14 protein-coding genes and 1 pseudogene are annotated in these 18,270 nt (G+C 63.6%); 9 read left to right on the top strand and 6 right to left on the bottom strand.

The window, feature by feature from the left end:
- Positions 1-144: 144 nt before the first annotated feature.
- The 5 genes from ACF8EA_RS00505 to ACF8EA_RS00485 all read right to left on the bottom strand — a co-directional run bounded on the left by ACF8EA_RS00505 (position 145) and on the right by ACF8EA_RS00485 (position 5,603).
- Positions 145-1,680, bottom strand: coding sequence for a DHA2 family efflux MFS transporter permease subunit (locus tag ACF8EA_RS00505; RefSeq protein ID WP_252459169.1), 1,536 nt, complete (start codon positions 1,678-1,680; stop codon positions 145-147).
- Positions 1,677-2,870, bottom strand: a complete 1,194-nt coding sequence (locus ACF8EA_RS00500) for an HlyD family secretion protein (protein ID WP_021781651.1) — start codon at positions 2,868-2,870, stop codon at positions 1,677-1,679. Before ACF8EA_RS00500 ends, ACF8EA_RS00505 begins: the two co-directional genes overlap by 4 nt.
- A 30-nt stretch (positions 2,871-2,900) precedes the next feature.
- Positions 2,901-3,374: a MarR family winged helix-turn-helix transcriptional regulator gene (locus ACF8EA_RS00495; protein ID WP_010954405.1), complete on the bottom strand. Its 474-nt coding sequence runs from the start codon at positions 3,372-3,374 to the stop codon at positions 2,901-2,903.
- A gap of 180 nt (positions 3,375-3,554) precedes the next feature.
- Positions 3,555-4,187 (bottom strand): response regulator, encoded by a 633-nt coding sequence (locus tag ACF8EA_RS00490; RefSeq protein ID WP_323601599.1) that lies wholly within the window; start codon positions 4,185-4,187, stop codon positions 3,555-3,557.
- A 9-nt stretch (positions 4,188-4,196) separates the two neighbouring features.
- Entirely contained in the window at positions 4,197-5,603 is a 1,407-nt protein-coding gene (locus ACF8EA_RS00485) for a sensor histidine kinase (RefSeq protein ID WP_392520930.1), read from the bottom strand.
- Positions 5,604-5,796: 193 nt separating this feature from the next.
- Between ACF8EA_RS00485 and ACF8EA_RS00480 the strand changes: the two genes are divergently transcribed.
- The 3 genes from ACF8EA_RS00480 (at position 5,797) to ACF8EA_RS00470 (ending at position 10,562) form a co-directional block, all read left to right on the top strand.
- Positions 5,797-7,419 (top strand): acyl-CoA synthetase, encoded by a 1,623-nt coding sequence (locus ACF8EA_RS00480; protein ID WP_019437073.1) that lies wholly within the window; start codon positions 5,797-5,799, stop codon positions 7,417-7,419.
- 92 nt (positions 7,420-7,511) lie between these two features.
- Entirely contained in the window at positions 7,512-9,281 is a 1,770-nt protein-coding gene (locus ACF8EA_RS00475; protein WP_392520929.1) for an acyl-CoA dehydrogenase C-terminal domain-containing protein, read from the top strand.
- 273 nt (positions 9,282-9,554) lie between these two features.
- On the top strand, positions 9,555-10,562 hold the full coding sequence (locus tag ACF8EA_RS00470; RefSeq protein ID WP_392520928.1) for a FecR family protein: 1,008 nt from the start codon (positions 9,555-9,557) through the stop codon (positions 10,560-10,562).
- 13 nt (positions 10,563-10,575) lie between these two features.
- On the opposite strand, the gene ACF8EA_RS00465 is transcribed toward ACF8EA_RS00470, so the two are convergent.
- Positions 10,576-11,895, bottom strand: coding sequence for a Na+/H+ antiporter family protein (locus tag ACF8EA_RS00465; RefSeq protein ID WP_252459174.1), 1,320 nt, complete (start codon positions 11,893-11,895; stop codon positions 10,576-10,578).
- A gap of 247 nt (positions 11,896-12,142) precedes the next feature.
- On the opposite strand from ACF8EA_RS00465, the pseudogene ACF8EA_RS00460 reads away from it, so the two are divergent.
- From ACF8EA_RS00460 to ACF8EA_RS00435, 6 genes and pseudogenes are all read left to right on the top strand, one after another.
- Positions 12,143-13,429 (top strand): annotated as a pseudogene (locus ACF8EA_RS00460) (HAMP domain-containing protein); the annotation flags it as partial.
- 102 nt (positions 13,430-13,531) lie between these two features.
- Positions 13,532-14,287 carry a methyl-accepting chemotaxis protein gene (locus tag ACF8EA_RS00455; RefSeq protein WP_241792063.1) on the top strand — a complete coding sequence of 252 codons (756 nt, stop codon included), beginning with the start codon at positions 13,532-13,534 and terminating at the stop codon, positions 14,285-14,287.
- Positions 14,288-14,382: 95 nt separating this feature from the next.
- Entirely contained in the window at positions 14,383-15,399 is a 1,017-nt protein-coding gene (locus ACF8EA_RS00450; protein WP_392520927.1) for an ABC transporter substrate-binding protein, read from the top strand.
- A complete protein-coding gene (locus ACF8EA_RS00445; protein WP_392520926.1) occupies positions 15,396-16,244 on the top strand; it encodes an ABC transporter permease in 849 nt (282 codons plus the stop codon). The genes ACF8EA_RS00450 and ACF8EA_RS00445 overlap by 4 nt, the downstream gene beginning before the upstream one ends.
- 93 nt (positions 16,245-16,337) lie before the next feature.
- Positions 16,338-17,201, top strand: coding sequence for a LysR family transcriptional regulator (locus ACF8EA_RS00440; RefSeq protein WP_252459178.1), 864 nt, complete (start codon positions 16,338-16,340; stop codon positions 17,199-17,201).
- A gap of 135 nt (positions 17,202-17,336) precedes the next feature.
- A complete protein-coding gene (locus tag ACF8EA_RS00435) occupies positions 17,337-18,254 on the top strand; it encodes an AEC family transporter (protein WP_392520925.1) in 918 nt (305 codons plus the stop codon).
- Positions 18,255-18,270 lie beyond the last annotated feature (16 nt).

Genomic DNA, 18,270 nt, shown 5'->3' with positions numbered 1-18,270 from the left:
TGGGGCCCAGCGCTTGACGGGCATCCATGCCCGTCACCTCCCTTCGCAAGCCCTGCGCTCGGCCTCCTGAAGTCGCAATCCGCGGCGCCTGGGCTATCGCGCGCTTAGAAGCAAAATCAAAAGCCGAAGCGAGAGCGAGAGCACTCAATGCCCCGCCGATGCCGGACCCGCCTTGGCGGTAAAGGGCGGCTTGGCGAACCACACCAGCAGAATCAACCCGGCAAACACCCAGCTCATCAACGTGAAGTAATCCACCGTCGACATCATGTAAGCCTGCCCGTTGAGTATCTGCTCCAACTGCGCATAACTCTGCGGGCTGGCGCCGCCCAACTGCTCAAGGGTATGCCGCGTCGCCGGGTCGAACTGACTGATGTGCTCGCTCAGATAGGCATGGTGCTGGTCCGCCCGACGAATCCAGATCCAGGTGGTCAACGAAGCCGCAAAGCTCCCGCCCAAAGTTCGCAGAAAAGTCGCCAGCCCCGAACCGTCGGCAATCTGGTGCGGCGGCAGATCGGACAGCAAAATGCTCAACGTCGGCATGAAGAACAACGCCACGCCAATCCCCATGAACAACTGCACCAAGGCCACGTGCTGGAAGTCCACCTCGCTGGTGAAACCAGCACGCATGTAGCAACTGGTACCGATCGCCAGGAACGCCAACCCAGCCAGCACCCGCAAGTCGAACCGGTGCGCATATTTACCCACGAACGGCGACATGATCACCGGCAGCAAGCCGATCGGCGCAACCGCCAGGCCTGCCCAGGTCGCGGTATAGCCCATCTGCGTCTGCAACCACTGCGGCAGGATCAGGTTGATACCGAAGAACCCGGCATACCCCCCGACCAGCACAATGGTGCCAATGCGGAAGTTGCGGTGCACGAACAGGCGCAAGTTGACCACCGGGTGCCGGTCGGTCAGCTCCCAGATCACGAATACCGCCAGGAATACAATCGAGATCAGGCTGCCGACAATAATGAATGACGACTCGAACCAGTCCAGGTCGTTACCCTTGTCCAGCACTACCTGCAAGGCACCAACGCCGATAATAAGGGTCAGCAGGCCAATGTAATCCATCGGCTGGCGGCTGGTGACCACCGGGCGCGTGCGCATCTGCTGGCGCACCACGGCAGCAGCGAACAGACCGATGGGCACGTTGATGAAGAAGATCCATGGCCAGCTGTAACTATCGGTGATCCAGCCCCCAAGAATCGGCCCGGCAATCGGCGCCACCACCGTGACCATCGCCAGCAGCGCCAGTGCCATCCCCCGTTTTGCCGGGGGGTAGACAGCAATCAGCAGGGTCTGGGTCATCGGATAAAGCGGCCCGGCGACCACGCCCTGCAAGACACGAAACCCCACCAGCTCGGGCATCGACTGGGCAATACCGCACAGGAACGACGCCAGCACGAACAGCAGTGTGGCCCAGATGAACAGCTTCACTTCACCAAAGCGCCGGCTCAGCCAGCCGGTCAGCGGCAAGGCGATAGCGTTGCTCACCGCGAACGAGGTGATAACCCAGGTGCCTTGCTCGTAACTCACCCCCAGGTTGCCGGAAATGGTCGGCAAGGCCACGTTGGCGATGGTGGTGTCCAGCACCTGCATGAACGTCGCGAGCGACAGGCCGATGGTGGTCAGCAGCAGACTCGGTGGCGTGAACTGAGCAGCAGCGTTGTTGCTCATCGTTGCGCCGTCTTGCCGGTTGCGCTGTTCTCGTGAATCAGCCGGGCGATCAGGTTGTCGGCTTCGACCAGCTGGTGATCATACACCTGGGTGGTGTAGCTGGCCTTCTGCGGTGGCTGCTGGGCCAAAGCCGGGCCGCTCTGGTCATGCAGGTCGACTTCAACCACGGTGGACAGGCCGATACGGAGGGGGTGGTCCTTGAGCTGGTCGGGGCTGAGGTGGATGCGCACGGGTACTCGCTGGACAATCTTGATCCAGTTACCGGTTGCGTTCTGCGCCGGCAGCAAGGCAAAGGCGCTGCCGGTGCCCGCGCCAAGGCTGTCGACCGTGCCGCTGTACTTGACCTCGCTGCCGTACAAATCAGCGGTGACTTCCACCGGCTGGCCAATGCGCATCTCACGCAGCTGGGTTTCCTTGAAGTTGGCATCGATCCACACCTGATCCAGCGGGATTACCGCCATGGTCGCGGTGCCCGGCTGCAGGCGCTGGCCCAACTGGACGGTACGCTTGGCAACGTAGCCGGTGACCGGCGCGACCAACGTGGTGCGGGCGTGGTCGAGGTAGGCTTGGCGCAGGTCGGCAGCAGCAGCCATGACGTCGGGGTGCGAGGACACCACGGTGTCGTCGACCAGCGCGCTGCTGGTGCTGAGCTGTTGGCGCGCACTGTTGACGGCGGCCTGGGCAACGGTCAGGTCGTCGCGGGCATGGGACAGTTCTTCTGCGGCAATCGCACCGCTGTCAGCCAGCACCTTGCGCCGGTTGAAGTCCTGCTGCGCCTTGCGCAGTTCAGCTTGGCGCGTTTCCAGTTGAGCCTTCAGCGAGTCGACGTTGCTGTACAGCCCGCGCACCTGCCGCACGGTGCGTGCCAGCTTGGCTTCGGCCGACTGCAAGGCCACTTCGCTGTCGGCCGGGTCGAATTGCAGCAACACCTGGCCGGCGTGGACCAGGTCGCCGTCATCGGCCCCGATGCTGGTAACGGTGCCAGCGACCAGCGGGGTGATCTCCACCACGTTGCCGTTGACGTAGGCATCGTCGGTGCTTTCGTGCCAACGCCCGACAATGCTGTACCAGGCCCAGGTGCCGACCCCGGCAAGGATCAGCAGCAACAGCAGGCCAAGCAGCCAGGCCTTGCGCTTGCGTGACGACTCGGGCGCGGCGGAGGGAGTCGGGGTGTCTGTGGGAGTGGCCATGACAATACCTTGGATAATTCGTTACAGGGTTCAACGGTCGCCGAAGCGGCGGATCGTCAACGGGTCGCCAGCACTGAGCAGCACCTTGGCCAGCAGGCCTTCCAGGGTCTTGAGCTCCTCTGGTGCCAGCACGCCGCACAACTCGTTCATGGCGGCGGCGCCAATTTCCGGCAGGCGGTTGGCCAGGCGCTGGCCGTCCGCAGTGAGTGCCAGGCGCACTTGGCGCCGGTCGTCGGCGCAGCGGTTGCGCACGATCAGTTCCTTCTGCTCGAGGCGGTCGAGCATGCGGGTCATCGAACCGCTGTCCAGGCCCAGGTACCGGCACAGTTCGGCCGGGGTATCCACCTGGTACTGGGTGACGATGATCAGCACTTTGAACTGCGCGGCGGTGACGCCCTCTGACTCCAGGTGCCAGTCAAGAATGCGGTCTTTGAGAATCGCAGCACGGCCAAGCAACATGCCGATGGCGCAGGTCTGGAAGTTTTCGGGGGAAAAATGGGCCATCGTTGACTGCTCAGTTAAGTGTGTAGAAATATTACTGCCTAGGCAGTGAATGTCAAAGCCTTCATTAGCAAGCTATGAAATATTTCATGACTTCTGCCTGTCTCACCGCTCTCAGCAGGCGCGTATTGCGGCCCGTTGCTGCACACAAGGCCGCGCCTGCAAGGGTGTGCGTAAAGGCGGCTAACGCGCTTGCAGGCCCAACGCCTCCACCGCCCCGCAAGCAATCGCCATTCCCACCAGTTCTGCGAGGCTGCCCGCCTGCAACCGCTTCATCACCCGCCCCCGGTACAGGTCCACGGTCTTGACGCTGATGCCCAACTGCTCGGCAATTTCGCGGTTGCTCAACCCTTGGGCCAAGGGTACGAACACGTCCCGCTCACGCGGCGTCAGGCCATCGATACGCGCCTGCACCAAGGCCAGCGCCTGATCGCCTTGTCGCGCCAGCCCGGCGTGCTCCAGCGCAGCCTGAACGCTGTCGAGCAGCAACTGGTCGTTGTAGGGTTTTTCGATGAAGTCGCAGGCACCGGCCTTGAATGCCCGCACCACGATCGGTACATCGGCATGACCGCTGACGAAGATCACCGGCACCATCAGGCCACGCTCACGCATCGCCTGCTGCACAGCCAACCCGCCCAACCCCGGCATGCGCACATCCAGCAGCACACAGGCGGGCCCATCATCGACGCAGGCGTCGAGAAACGCCTGCCCGCTGGCGAACGGCAAGGCTTGCAGACCCACCGACTGCAGCAGCCAGACCGTAGAGTCGCGCATCCCCTGGTCGTCATCGACCACATACACTTTTGCTTGCAACACTGCCTCCCCTTATTCCCTGCTGACCGCCAGCCGGCAGCACAGTACCAGACCGCCGCCGTCACCCGCCCGCGCCCACAGGCTGCCACCGAAGCCTTCGATCAGGCTGCGGCTCATGCTCAAGCCCAAGCCCAGGCCGTCGGCCTTGCTGGTGGTGAACGGCGTAAAGATTTCATCCAGCCGCTCCGGTGCCACGCCCGGGCCCTGGTCGGCTACCTCGACCAGCACCCCATCGCCATCGCGCGCAGCGCAGAGCAGGATACGTGACGGCCGCTCCCCCTGCTGCTCGCGATTGGCATCGATGGCATTGCGCAGCAGGTTGAGCAGCACCTGCTCCAGCAGCACCCGGTCGGCATACACCAAGGGCAGTTGAGCGCTCATGCGAAGTTCCACCTGCACTTGGTCCCGCGCGGCTTCCCAGGCGCACAGGCGCATGGCTTCGCCAGCCAGCTCGGCCACATCCAACGCCTCCAGGCGTCGCGGCCCCTTGCGCAGGAAGGCACGCAGGCGGCGGATCACTTCGGCGGCATGGGTGGCCTGCTCGCTGATACGCTGCAGGCCCTGGCCTACCCGCTCGCGAGCCTGGGGGTCACGTTCCAGGCCCTGCAGGTAACGCTGACTGGCGTTGGCATAGTTGACCACCGCGGCCAGCGGCTGATTGATCTCGTGGGCGATGCCCGAGGCCAGCTCGCCCAGGGTAGCGAGGCGGGCACTGTGCGCCAGGCTTTCCTGCGCTTCGATGCGCAAGGTGATGTCGCGGGACACGCTGACCACCTCCACCACCGCGCCCGTGTAGGTCTCGCGGATCGCCCGGCTGGCGATTTCGAACCAGCGGTAGTCGCCTGTCGTCTGGCGTACCCGGCAGGTCATGGTGTGGTAGCCATCCTGGTCCAGCGCGGCAGCGGCCTGGCGTAGTACCTGACGCCGTTCGCGCGGATGCAGCAAGGTATGTACAGGCATGCCACGCAGCTGCTCGGGCCACAGGCCGAGCAGGCGGTAGGCTGCCGGTGAGGCATCGAGAAAGCGGCCATCGGGGCTGTGTCGGGAAATCAGGTCGGTGGTGTTTTCGATGATCAACCGATACAGGCGCCGGGCGCGGCTGGCTTCGCGTGCGCCATGGCGCTCTTCGCTGGCATCACGGCAGCGGCCCAGCACCTGCTGGCCCTGGTTGTCCGGCATGAACGTCCACAGCACGATACGTTCGCCGACCTGCACTTCGACATCGCTGATCGCCCGGTGCTGGCGCAGACACGCACGCACCAGGGCAGCGCAATTGGCCGGCAGCCAGCAAGCCAGCTCAGGCCCTTCGGCGACCCAGGCCTGCAGTGCCGGGTTGAGTGCCAGCGGGCTTGCATCACTGGCCAGCAACAGACTGGGTTGGGGGTCTTTGGCAAGCAAGGGGTAAGCAGTGTCATCCACGGTAGGCGGCCTGTTGTTATAGTAGTTTTACTATATTGCTATAGTCGATATTCCTAATACCATAGCGACTCGCGTAAAACTGCGACAGAGGGGGCGGCCCACCGTCCGCCCCCTGCACCCTGAACAGAGCTAACAATCAGCCATCGGGGGCCAGGTGCACAGGCTGCGTCTGCCTCCCTTACAGGATTACCGCATGTCGATCTATGCCCAGGGCCTGATGCCCGCTGCCGTCAACCATGTCGCCCTCACCCCGCTGAGCTTCATCGAACGCACCGCTGCCGTTTACGGCAACTACCCGGCCGTCATCCACGGCGCCATCCGCCGCAACTGGCAAGAAACCTACCAACGCTGTCGGCGCCTGGCCAGCGCCCTGGCCGGCCGTGGCATTGGCCGCGGCGACACCGTGGCAGTGATGCTGCCCAACACCCCAACCATGCTCGAGGCGCATTTCGGCGTACCCATGACCGGTGCTGTGCTCAATACCCTGAACGTGCGCCTGGATGCCGAGGCTATCGCCTTCATGCTGCAGCATGGCGAGGCCAAGGTGCTGATCACCGACCGCGAGTTCCATGCGGTCATCGAAGGTGCTCTGGCACTGCTTGAACACCCGCCGCTGGTGGTTGATGTGGATGACCCGGAGTACGGCGAAGGCCGCGCGGTCAGCGAGCTGGACTATGAGGCACTGCTCAACGAAGGCGACCCGGAATTTGCCTGGGAATGGCCCGATGACGAGTGGCAGGCCATATCACTGAACTACACCTCCGGCACCACCGGCAACCCCAAGGGCGTGGTCTACCACCACCGTGGCGCCTACCTGAACGCACTGGGCAACCAGATGACCTGGGCCATGGGCCACCGACCGGTGTACCTGTGGACGTTGCCGATGTTCCACTGCAACGGCTGGTGCTACCCCTGGACCATCACCGCGCTGGCCGGCACCCACGTGTTTCTGCGCCGGGTCGACCCGCAGAAAATCCTGACCCTGATCCGCGAGCACAAAGTCAGCCACCTGTGCGGTGCGCCGATCGTGCTCAACGCGCTGGTCAACATGCCCGAGGCGGCCAAGGCAGCCATCGAGCACCCGGTGCAGGCCATGGTCGCCGGCGCTGCACCACCGGCCAAGGTCATCGGCGCTGTGGAGCAAATGGGCATCAAGGTCACCCACACCTATGGCCTGACCGAGGTCTACGGCCCGGTGACCGTGTGTGCCTGGCATGACGAATGGGACGCGCTTTCGCTGGAAGAGCGTGCCCGGATCAAGTCTCGCCAAGGCGTGCGCTACCCGACCCTCGATGGCCTGATGGTCGCCGACCCGCAAACCCTTCAGCCGGTGCCCCGCGACGGCGATACCCTGGGCGAAATCTTCATGCGCGGCAACACGGTGATGAAGGGCTACCTGAAAAACCCTGAAGCCACCGCCGAAGCCTTCCGTGGCGGCTGGTTCCACACCGGCGACCTGGCCGTGTGGCATGCCGACGGCTATATCGAGATCAAGGACCGGCTCAAAGACATCATCATTTCCGGTGGCGAGAACATCTCCACCATCGAGGTCGAAGACGCCCTGTACAAGCACCCGGCAGTGCTGGAAGCCGCCGTGGTGGCGCGCCCGGATGAAAAATGGGGGGAAACCCCGTGCGCCTTCGTTGCCCTGAAGCCAGGCCGGGAGGACACCCGTGAAGCCGACATCACCAGTTGGTGCCGCGAGCACCTGGCCGGGTTCAAGGTGCCGAAGACCGTGGTGTTCGGCGAGCTGCCCAAGACCTCGACCGGCAAGATCCAGAAATACGTGTTGCGCGACCGGGCCAAGGCCCTCTAATGCCGTAGCCGCTCCGCTTCAGGCGCAGCACACGGCTGCGCCTGAAGGTTCAGCGCACGCCCAACCATCCCCCACTATTGCAAGAGCTGCCGATGACCACCTATTCCGCCCCCCTGCGCGACATGCGCTTCGTCCTGCATGACGTGTTCAACGCTTCGGACCTGTGGGCCCGCCTGCCCGCCCTGGCCGAACGCATCGATGCCGACACTGCCGACGCCATTCTCGAAGAAGCTGCCAAAGTCACCGGCCAGCTGATTGCCCCGCTCAGCCGCAACGGTGACGAGCAAGGTGTGTGCTTCGACGCAGGCCAGGTCACCACCCCTGATGGCTTCCGCGAGGCCTGGAGCACCTACCGCGAAGGTGGCTGGGTCGGCTTGGGCGGCAACCCGGAACACGGCGGCATGGGCATGCCAAAGATGCTCGGCGTGCTGTTCGAAGAGATGCTCTACGCCGCTGACTGCAGCTTCAGCCTGTATTCGGCGTTGAGCGCCGGCAGTTGCCTGGCGATCGATGCCCACGCCAGCGAAACCCTCAAGGCCACTTACCTGCCACCGCTGTATGAAGGCCGCTGGGCCGGTACCATGTGCCTGACCGAACCCCATGCCGGCACTGACCTGGGGCTGATCCGCACCCGCGCCGAGCCTCAGGCCGATGGCAGTGTGCGCATCAGTGGCAGCAAGATCTTCATTACCGGCGGCGAGCAGGACCTGACCGAGAACATCGTCCACCTGGTGCTGGCCAAACTGCCGGATGCGCCCGCCGGTGCCAAAGGTATATCGCTGTTCCTGGTGCCCAAATTCCTGGTCGAGGCCGATGGCCGTCTGGGCGCGCGCAACGCTGTCCATTGTGGCTCGATCGAACACAAGATGGGCATCAAGGCTTCGGCAACCTGTGTCATGAACTTTGATGGTGCCATCGGTTACCTGGTGGGCGAGCCGAACAAGGGCCTGGCAGCGATGTTCACCATGATGAACTACGAACGCCTGTCTATCGGCATACAAGGCATCGGTTGTGCCGAAGCCTCCTACCAGAGCGCCGCCCGCTACGCCAACGAGCGCCTGCAGAGCCGCTCAGCGACTGGCCCGCGGGCACACGACAAGGCGGCCGACCCAATCATCCACCATGGCGATGTCCGGCGCATGCTGCTGACCATGCGCACCCTCACCGAAGCAGGTCGGGCGTTCGCCGTCTACGTTGGCCAGCAACTGGACGTGGCACGCTATGCCGAGGACGCCGGCGAGCGCGAGCATGCCCAGCGCCTGGTGGCACTGCTGACACCGGTGGCCAAGGCATTCTTCACCGATAACGGTCTGGAAAGCTGCGTGCTTGGCCAGCAGGTGTATGGCGGTCATGGCTACATCCGCGAATGGGGCCAGGAGCAACGGGTGCGAGACGTGCGCATTGCACAGATCTATGAAGGCACCAACGGCATCCAGGCCCTTGATCTGCTGGGGCGCAAGGTGCTGGCCGACGGTGGTCAGGCGTTGGCCAGCTTTGCCAGCGAAGTGCGAACTTTCAGTGTGGATGCGCCCTTGTACCGCGAGGCCCTGCAGGCGAGCCTGGCGCGGCTGGAGGCCACCAGCAGCTGGCTGCGGGAGCAGGCAGGCGAAGATGCCAACCTGGTCAGCGCGGTGGCGGTTGAGTACCTGCAGCTGTTCGGGCTGACTGCGTACGCATATATGTGGGCGCGGATGGCAGCGGTGGCGTTGGCCAAACGTGAGGAGGATGAGGCGTTTCATGGCGCGAAGCTTGCGTGTGCGGCGTTCTATTTCCAGCGGGTCTTGCCGCGAGGGCTGGGGCTGGAGGCGAGTATTCGGGCCGGCAGTGGCAGCCTTTATGGGCTAGAGGCCGCACAGTTCTGAGCGATGTGTCACTGACGCGCTTTTTGCAGGCGCAGCCGTGTGCTGCGAAGAGGCCGGTGCAGACTAACGAATCTGTACTCACTGATCTCTTCGCAGCATCAGCCCGTTCCAGAAGCGATTGCAGACATCGTCTTGTGGCCGCGAAGGGTTCTCAAACGCTGAAAAACCATGGCTAATCCGACGAAAAACCGGCACAACTGATAGTCATTCGCCATTACATTGGTTCTCGGGAGCCCTCCGGCAAGGGTAGAATGCGCAAAACCCGGAGCCGCAATGAACCACGACCGCCTCAATCCCAACCCAGACGATGCCATCACCGACGCCGCAGCGCATTGGTGCATGCGCCTTCACGCCGAAGATTGCACGCAGGCCGAGCATGAAGAATTCGCTGACTGGTTGGCGGCCGACCCGCGGCATACCGAAGAGTACCAGGCGATGCTGGAAATCTGGCAAACCGCCGACCTGCTGCCGCGCAGCGCCACCGTCATCGACTTCAACCCACCCGTCAAACACGCCGCCCGCCCTCGCAACTGGCGGCCACTGGCGTCTGCTGCAGCCATCGCCCTGGCAGTGCTGCCGCTGGCCGGCTGGATGGGGTGGGAACAGGGCTGGTTGCCCAACCACTACCAGCACTTCGAAGCCAGTGACCGCATGCAGACCGTGGAGCTCAGCGACGGCAGCACGGTACAGCTCAACCTCCACACCGAGCTCACCTTCCTCAACTACAAGGACCAGCGCCAGGTCACGCTCAAACGCGGCGAGGCGTTCTTCAAGGTGCGACACGACAGCAGCCACCCGTTCATCGTGCGTGCCGGCAGTGGCCAGACCCGGGTCACCGGCACCCAGTTCAACGTGTGGAAGTACCAAGACCAGGTGAAGGTCACCCTGGTGGAAGGTTCAGTGCTGGTGTCCAGTGTGGGCAGTGCCGGTGGCTACCGCCTTGGCCCTGGCATGCAGGCCAGTTACCACAAGGGCGACTTCGAGCCGCAGCTGGAGCAGAGCGAAGACTATGGCAACAGCCTGGCATGGCGCAGCGGCAAGCTGGTGCTCGACAACCTGAGCCTGGAACAGGCGCTGCCGGTGATCAACCGCTACCTCGACGCCCCGCTGCTGCTGGCCGATGCCAGCACCGGCCGTATCCGCATCAGCGGCATCTACAACACCCGTGACGTGGGGCGCCTGGTCAACAACCTGCCCAAAGTCCTACCGGTCTACCTGACCCGCAGCAAGGACGGCAGCACCGTGCTCAATCGCATCTCGCCGCCGCCCGACAAGGGCTGACGCCCTCCCCGCTTTACAAGGTCATCGCTGCCAACCAGCCGAACGCCATCAACGGCAAGTTGTAATGGATGAAGGTCGGCACCACGGTGTCCCAGATGTGGTGATGCTGGCCATCCACGTTCAGGCCCGAGGTTGGGCCCAGGGTCGAGTCAGAGGCCGGCGAACCCGCATCGCCCAATGCACCGGCAGTACCGATGATGCACACCGTGGCCAACGGGTCGAAGCCCAGTTGCACGCACAGTGGCACGAAGATCGCGGCCAGGATCGGCACGGTGGAGAACGACGAGCCGATCCCCATCGTCACCAAAAGGCCTACCAGCAGCATCAGCAAGGCACCGATGCCCTTGCTGTGGTCGATCCACTGCGCCGAGGTTTCCACCAGGCTCATCACCTCACCGGTGGCCTTCATCACCTCGGCAAAGCCGGACGCGGTAATCATGATGAAGCCGATCATGGCCATCATCTTCATGCCTTCGGTGAACAGGTCGTCGGTATCTTTCCACTTGACGATGCCCGACAGCGAGAAGATCAGGAAACCGACCATGGCGCCGATGATCATCGAGTCCAGCAACAGCTGAACGATGAAGGCTGAAGCGATCGCCAGCCCGGCCACCAGCAAGGTCAGCGGGTTGTACTGCACGCTCACCTGCTCCACCTGCTGGATGCGTGTCAGGTCGTAGTCACGCTTCTTGCGGTAGCTGATGAACACCGCCACCAGAAGGCCGACGAGCATGCCGGCGGCCGGGATGGCCATGGCGTGGGTGACGTTGACGCCGCTCACATCGACACCTGCGCGGGCAACGTTGGCCAGCAGGATCTCGTTGAGGAAGATATTGCCGAAGCCCGCCGGCAGGAACATGTACGGGGTGATCAGGCCAAAGGTGATTACACAGGCGATCAGCCGGCGGTCGATGCGCAGGCGCGTCAACACGTACAACAGCGGCGGCACCAGCAGCGGGATGAAGGCAATGTGGATGGGCAGGATGTTCTGGGACGACACGGCCACCACCAGCATCAGGCCGATCATCAGCCATTTGAGCTTGCCGCCATTGGCGTCGCCCCGCCGATCGATCATGGCCAGGGCGCGGTCGGCCAGCGCATGAGCCAGGCCAGACTTGGCGATTGCCACGGCAAAGGCACCCAGCAGTGCATAGGACAACGCCACCGTGGCACCACCACCTAGGCCACCGTTGAAGGCTTTGAGCGTGCCTTCGATACCCAGGCCGCCCACCAGCCCACCGACCAGGGCGCCGATGATCAGGGCGATGACCACGTGCACGCGGGACAGGCTGAGTATCAGCATGATGCCGACCGCGGCGATCACTGCATTCATGGTTGGCTTACCTCATTACGACAGAAAAAAGCGCGAACTCTGAAGCAGTAGGCGGCAGATGTCAAAAGCGCCTTGATGCGGCGCGTCAACGGGTGGCCGAATTTAAATTGAATGTTTGAATAAAGAAAAAACGGCATAGGCCGATACTGTGGGAGGCAGCGAGGTGCCTGGCTGGAGAGCTTTGGCGCCTCCCTGCCCCACCGCAAATAAAGCCATAACCCTTACTGCCAAAAAGGGATCCGCCCCCATGCCTTTGCGACAACTTTCCATCCAGTGGAAAATCACCCTGCTCGCCGGTCTCTGTCTGGCCGGTATCGTCACCTTGCTCGTCGGCCTGTCGCTGTACCGCATGGATCACAGTTCGGACCTGGTCAAGGCCAGCAGCATGCAGATGCTGACCGAGGCGGCGCAGTCGCGTATCGAGTCACAAGGTGAAGTGCAAGCGCTGAACATCCGCCGCCAGTTCATGGATGCCTACCAGTACGGCGCCGGCTTCGCCCGCCAGGTGCTGTTCCTCCGCGAGCAGGCCGAAAAGCGCTTTCTCGATGCCTTCGACCTGCGCGAGGACATGACCCGCCAGGTGCGCGCCGCACTGCAAGCCAACCCCGACCTGCTCGGCCTCTCACTGGTGTTCGAGCCCAATGCCCTGGACGACAAGGACAGCCTGTTTGCCGGCAAGGCAGAACTGGGCAGCAACGAAACCGGGCGCTTTGCCCTGTACTGGTCGCAGCCACGCGCTGGCCAGCTGACCTCGATGGCCCTGCCCGAACATGACATGGCCAACACCGAGATCGGCCCCAGCGGCCAGCCGGCCAACACCTGGTGGGTGTGCCCTCGCACATCCGGCAAGGTGTGTGTGGTGGAGCCCTACTTCTACGACATCGACGGCCAGCAGGTGCTGATGACCAGCATCGTGTTCCCGCTGGCGGTCAACGGCAAGATCATTGCCACCCTGTCCATCGACATCAACCTCAACAGCCTGCAGGCACTGAGCCAGGAGGCCAGCCACAGCCTTTACGAAGGCCGCACCACGGTCGGCATTCTTACCCCGGTCGGCCTGCTGGCAGGCTACAGCGCCGATGCCAGCAAGCTGGCCCAGCGCTTCGACCAGGTAGACCCGACCAAAGGCGCCGAGCTGGTGCGCAAGCTGGCCGATGGCAAGCTGACCATCCTCCACGACCGTCAGCGCTTGAAGGTGCTGGCGGCATTCCGGCCAATCCCGGACGCCCAGCCCTGGGGCGTATTGCTGGATGTGCCGGAAAACGCCCTGACCGGGCCGGCCGAAACCCTGAAGCAGGAACTTGACGCGCTCAACACCAGTGGCACCCTGCTGGAACTGAGCCTGGGCCTGGCCGCAGCCATTGCCGGCCTGCTGCTGGTGTGGCTGATGGCCCGCGGCGTTACCCGGCCAATCCTTGGCGTGGCCGCCATGCTCAAGGACATTGCCAGCGGCGAAGGCGACCTGACCCGTCGCCTGACCTACCAGAAACAAGACGAACTGGGCGAACTGGCCGGCTGGTTCAACCGCTTCCTCGACAAGTTGCAGCCAACCATCGCCGAGGTCAAAAGCTCGGTGCAGGCCGCCCGAGGCACGGCCGACCAATCCTCGGCGATTGCCACTGAAACCAGCACCGGCATGGAGCAGCAGTACCGCCAGGTCGACCAGGTGGCCACCGCCTCGCATGAAATGAGCGCCACCGCCCAGGACGTTGCCCGCAGCGCCGCCCAGGCTGCGCAGGCGGCACGCGATGCCGACCAGGCCACCCGCGAGGGCTTGGCGGTAATCGACCGCACCACCAGCAGCATTGGTGCACTGGCCGCCAACATGAGCGACACCATGGCCGAAATAGAAGGCCTGGCGCAGAACAGCGAGAAGATCGGCTCGGTACTGGAAGTGATCCGCTCGATCGCCGAACAGACCAACCTGCTGGCGCTCAACGCTGCCATCGAAGCTGCCCGCGCCGGTGAGGCCGGCCGTGGCTTTGCCGTGGTCGCCGATGAGGTGCGCAACCTGGCCCAGCGCACTCAGGAGTCGGTGGAAGAAACCCGTCAGGTCATCGAAGCACTGCAGAACGGCACCCGCGAAGTGGTCGGCGCCATGGACCACAGCCACCGCCAGGCCCAAGGTGGCGTGGAGCAGGTCGGCCAAGCCGTCACGGCATTGCAGCGCATTGGCCAAGCGGTGACGGTGATCACCGACATGAACCTGCAGATTGCCTCTGCCGCCGAGGAGCAAAGCGCGGTAGCCGAGGAAATCAACAGCAACGTGGCGACCATTCGTGATGTCACTGAATCACTGTCTGGCCAGGCCAACGAGTCGGCGCGGGTCAGCCAGTCGCTGAACAGCCTGGCCAACCAGCAGCAAGCGCTGATGGACCAGTTCCGCGTCTGAAGCAAACGGGGCCACGCCAGTGGCCCTGAAACCGACAAAACCTCGTCGTCTACACTTGCCCCCACTGCCAAGGGGTGGCGAACGACGAGGTTTACATGAAGAGAATTCCAGCGCTGCTGGCCGGGCTGCTGTTGACGGTGGGCCTGGCCAGCACCGACAGCGCCGCATCGGCAGAACAGCCTGCGCCTATCCATTTTGGTGCCATCGGCTGGGAAAGCGGCGCCCTCACTACCGAGATCCTGCGGCTGATCGTGGAGCGCGGCTACGGCTACCGTACCGACACCCTGCCTGGCAGCACGGTCAGCATGGAGGTGGCCCTGGCACGCAATGACCTGCAAGTGATCGCCGAGGAATGGGCCGGGCGCAGCCCTGCCTGGGTCAAGGCCGAACAGGCCGGCCAGGTGTTCGCACTGGGCGATACGGTCAAAAACGCAGAGGAAGGTTGGTGGGTACCGGCCTATGTGATCGAGGGCGATGCCGCACGCAATCTGAAACCCGTGGCGCCGGAGCTGCACAGTGTCGAGGACCTCAAGCGTTACCCGCAGGTTTTTTCTGACCCCGAATCGCCCGGTAAAGGGCGCTTTCTCAACAGCCCGAGCGGCTGGACGTCTGAAACCGTCAACAGTCAGAAGCTCAAGGCCTATGGCCTGGATGGCCTCTACAGCAACTTCCGCAGTGGCTCCGGTGCCGCGATGGACGCCGAGATCGGTTCGGCAATCCGCCGTGGCAAACCCGTGCTGTTCTACTACTGGAACCCGACCCCGCTGATGGGGCGCTACAAGCTCATTCGGCTGGAAGAGCCACCGTTCGATGCCCAGGCCTGGGCCACCCTCACCGACCCCGCCAATCCCAACCCGAAGGGCAGCCGCTCGCTGCCGGCAAAGTTGTCGATTGGCGTGTCCAAAGCCTTCCGCGAAAACTACCCAGACCTGGTCAGCGTGTTCGAACAGGTCAACCTGCCCATCGATCGCCTGAACAAGGCCCTGGCTGTCATGAGCGAAAAACGCACGCCCCCGCGCAAAGCCGCCCTCACCTTCCTGCGCGATAACCGCGAGGTGTGGAAAGCCTGGCTGCCGTCGGACATCGCCGCCAAGGTCGAGGCCAGCCTGTGAGCAGCGGTTTCCCGCAAACCTTGCAGTTTTCCTTTGCCGACAGCGTCAACCGCCTGGTCGACTGGTTGGTATTGAACTACGGCGACCACCTGCGCGGTTTTTCTGACCAGTTGCTGCAACTGCTGGTCGGCCTGGAGAACCTGCTGCGCCTGTTGCCTTGGTGGCTGCTGTTGCTGCTGGTGGGGCTGCTGGCCTGGCACGCCAGCCGCAGCCTGCTGCGCAGCGCCGTGCTGGTCGTGCTGCTGGCCCTGATCGGTATGCTCGGGCTCTGGGACAAGCTGCTGCAGACCCTGGCCCTGGTGCTGGTCAGTACCGGCCTGTGCGTACTGGTGGGGGTACCGCTGGGCATCCTGCTGGCCGCCCGCCCGCTGGCCAGACGGCTGCTGTTGCCAGTACTCGATGTGATGCAGACGCTACCTGCGTTCGTTTACCTGATCCCGGTGCTGATGCTGTTTGGCCTGGGCAAGGTGCCTGCCGTGTTCGCCACGCTGATCTACGCCCTGCCGCCGCTGGTGCGGTTGACCGAACTGGGCTTGAGCCAGATCGACCCTTCGTTGTTGCAGGCCGCACACGGCCTTGGCGCCAGCCGTTGGCAGCGGTTGCGGCGCATCGCCCTGCCCTTGGCGCTGCCAAGTATCATGGCCGGGCTCAACCAGTCGGTGATGATGGCCTTGTCGATGGTAGTCGTGGCGTCGATGATCGGCGCCCGTGGGTTGGGCGAGGATGTGCTGGCGGGGATCCAGACCTTGAATGTTGGCCAAGGGGTGGAGGCCGGGCTGGCAATTGTCGCCCTGGCGATGGTGATCGACAGGATCAGTCAGGCCTATGGGCGTAGCAATCGCTGAGCCGTGTTGCCAGTGCCTGGGAGCAGCCTTGTGCTGCGAGAGGGCCGGGCCTGACAATACGTTTCTGTCAGCTGAGAACCGGACCTCAACCGCATGTCCCTGAAAGCCCTGCGCACCTTGGTGACCATCGCCCGCCACGGCACCTTTGCCCGCGCCGCCGACCTGCTCAGCCTCACCCCTTCGGCGGTCAGCCTGCACATCAAAACCCTCGAAGACGAACTGAAGGTGGCCTTGTTCGACCGTAGCCGCAGGCAGGTGGTGCTGACCGAAGCCGGCCAGTTGGCGGTGGCCCGCGCCGAGAGCCTTCTGGCTGCCTATGACGAACTGGCCGATGCCCTGGCCAGCGGCCCGAGCCTGCGCGGCCGCTTGCGCCTGGGGGCGATCCACACGGTGCTGGCGCGGCGTTTGCCCAAGGCGCTGGTGTGGATCAAGGCTCACCACCCGCAGCTACACATCAGCGTGGCCTCAGGCATGTCGGCGGAGCTGGCGCGGCGCGTGGAAGACGGTGAACTCGATGCAGCGATCACCACCGAACCGGTCAGCCCTTACCCGCAGAACCTGGACTTCACACCGCTGTTCGAGGACCGTTTCTGGGCCATTGCCAGCCCTGAACTGGCCGGGTATAGCGTGCCGCAGTTGCTGGCCAGCCAGCCTTTCCTGCGCTTCGACAAGCGTGCCTGGGCCGGCCGGCAGATCGAGCAGGAGCTACGCCGCCAGCATGTGCAGGTGAGCGAACTGATGGAACTGGACAGCCAGGAAGCCCTGGCGCGCATGGCGGTGATGGGCCTGGGTGTGGCGGTTATCCCCATGGCGGACGACGACCTGCAACGCTTGCCACCCGCCACCTGCCTGCCGTTTGGCGAGCCGCAACTGACGCGGCGGGTGGTGTTGCTGGAACATGAAAAAAGCCAGCGGCGGCATTTGAGTGCGGTGTTGAAGACCGCCCTGGAAGCCTGAAGCCAGGCTGCTCGAAAGCGCGGTATGCGCCCACCAACATGCATTTTTTCTCAATGGTCACTGAAGAAAACAACGTTTTTACCGATTGATCCGCACCCGTAGTCTATGCCCGTACCCGACTACGGAATGCTGACCATGCTGCACTTGCTGCTGACCACCCTGCTACCCATCATCCTGCTCATTGCCCTGGGTACCTTCCTGCGTATTCGCGGTTTTCTTGCCGAGAGCTTCTGGCCTGGCGCCGAGCGCCTGAGCTACTACGTATTGCTGCCGTCGCTGTTCCTTCATGGGCTGGCCACCGCCAACCTCGATGGCATACCGGTGCTGGGCATGGCAGGTGCCCTGATGCTCTCAACCTTGGTCGGTGCCTTATTGCTGGTGCTGTATCAGGGCACGGCAAATCATGATGGTGCCGATTTCACCTCGGTGTTTCAGGGCGGTATCCGCTTCAACAACTACATTGGTGCCACCCTGGCTGCGGGCATCTATGGCAGCGCCGGTATTGCCCTGGCGGCGGTGGCCAACGCGGCCATCGTGCCCTTGGTCAACCTGCTCTGCGTGCTGGTGTTTGCCCGCTTCAGCGCCCGTCACAGTTCCCCTGCCACAGTGCTTCGGGCGATCTTCGCCAACCCGTTGATCGTCGGCTGCGCTGGCGGGCTGATGCTACGGGTCTCGGGGCTGGGCTTGCCAGCCGGTATCGACGCCACGGTCAAGGCCTTGGGCCACGCCGCCCTGCCTCTGGGTTTGCTGTGTGTCGGCGCAGCACTGGGTGGCGCCAGCCTCGGCCAGCAGGTGCGGCCGCTGGTGGCAGCATCGGCGTTCAAGTTCCTGGTCATGCCACTGACCACCTGGGGCCTTTGCCGGCTGCTCGGCCTGAGTGGCCAGGCTGCGGTGGTGGCGGTGTTGTTCCAGGCACTGCCCACCGCTTCGTCATCTTATGTCATGGCCCGGCAAATGGGCGGCAATGCGCCACTGATGGCCACCATCATCGCTCTGCAGACCGTGGCCGCCGCCGCTACCCTGCCTTTGGTGTTAATGCTTACGCTTGGCTAGACTGAAATTCTGCCCA

The organism is Pseudomonas sp. YQ_5 (assembly GCF_043103305.1).
Taxonomy (GTDB): domain Bacteria; phylum Pseudomonadota; class Gammaproteobacteria; order Pseudomonadales; family Pseudomonadaceae; genus Aquipseudomonas; species Aquipseudomonas putida_Y.
The sequence above is the reverse complement of the archived record's forward strand: the minus strand, read 5'-3'. Positions and strand labels throughout refer to the sequence as shown.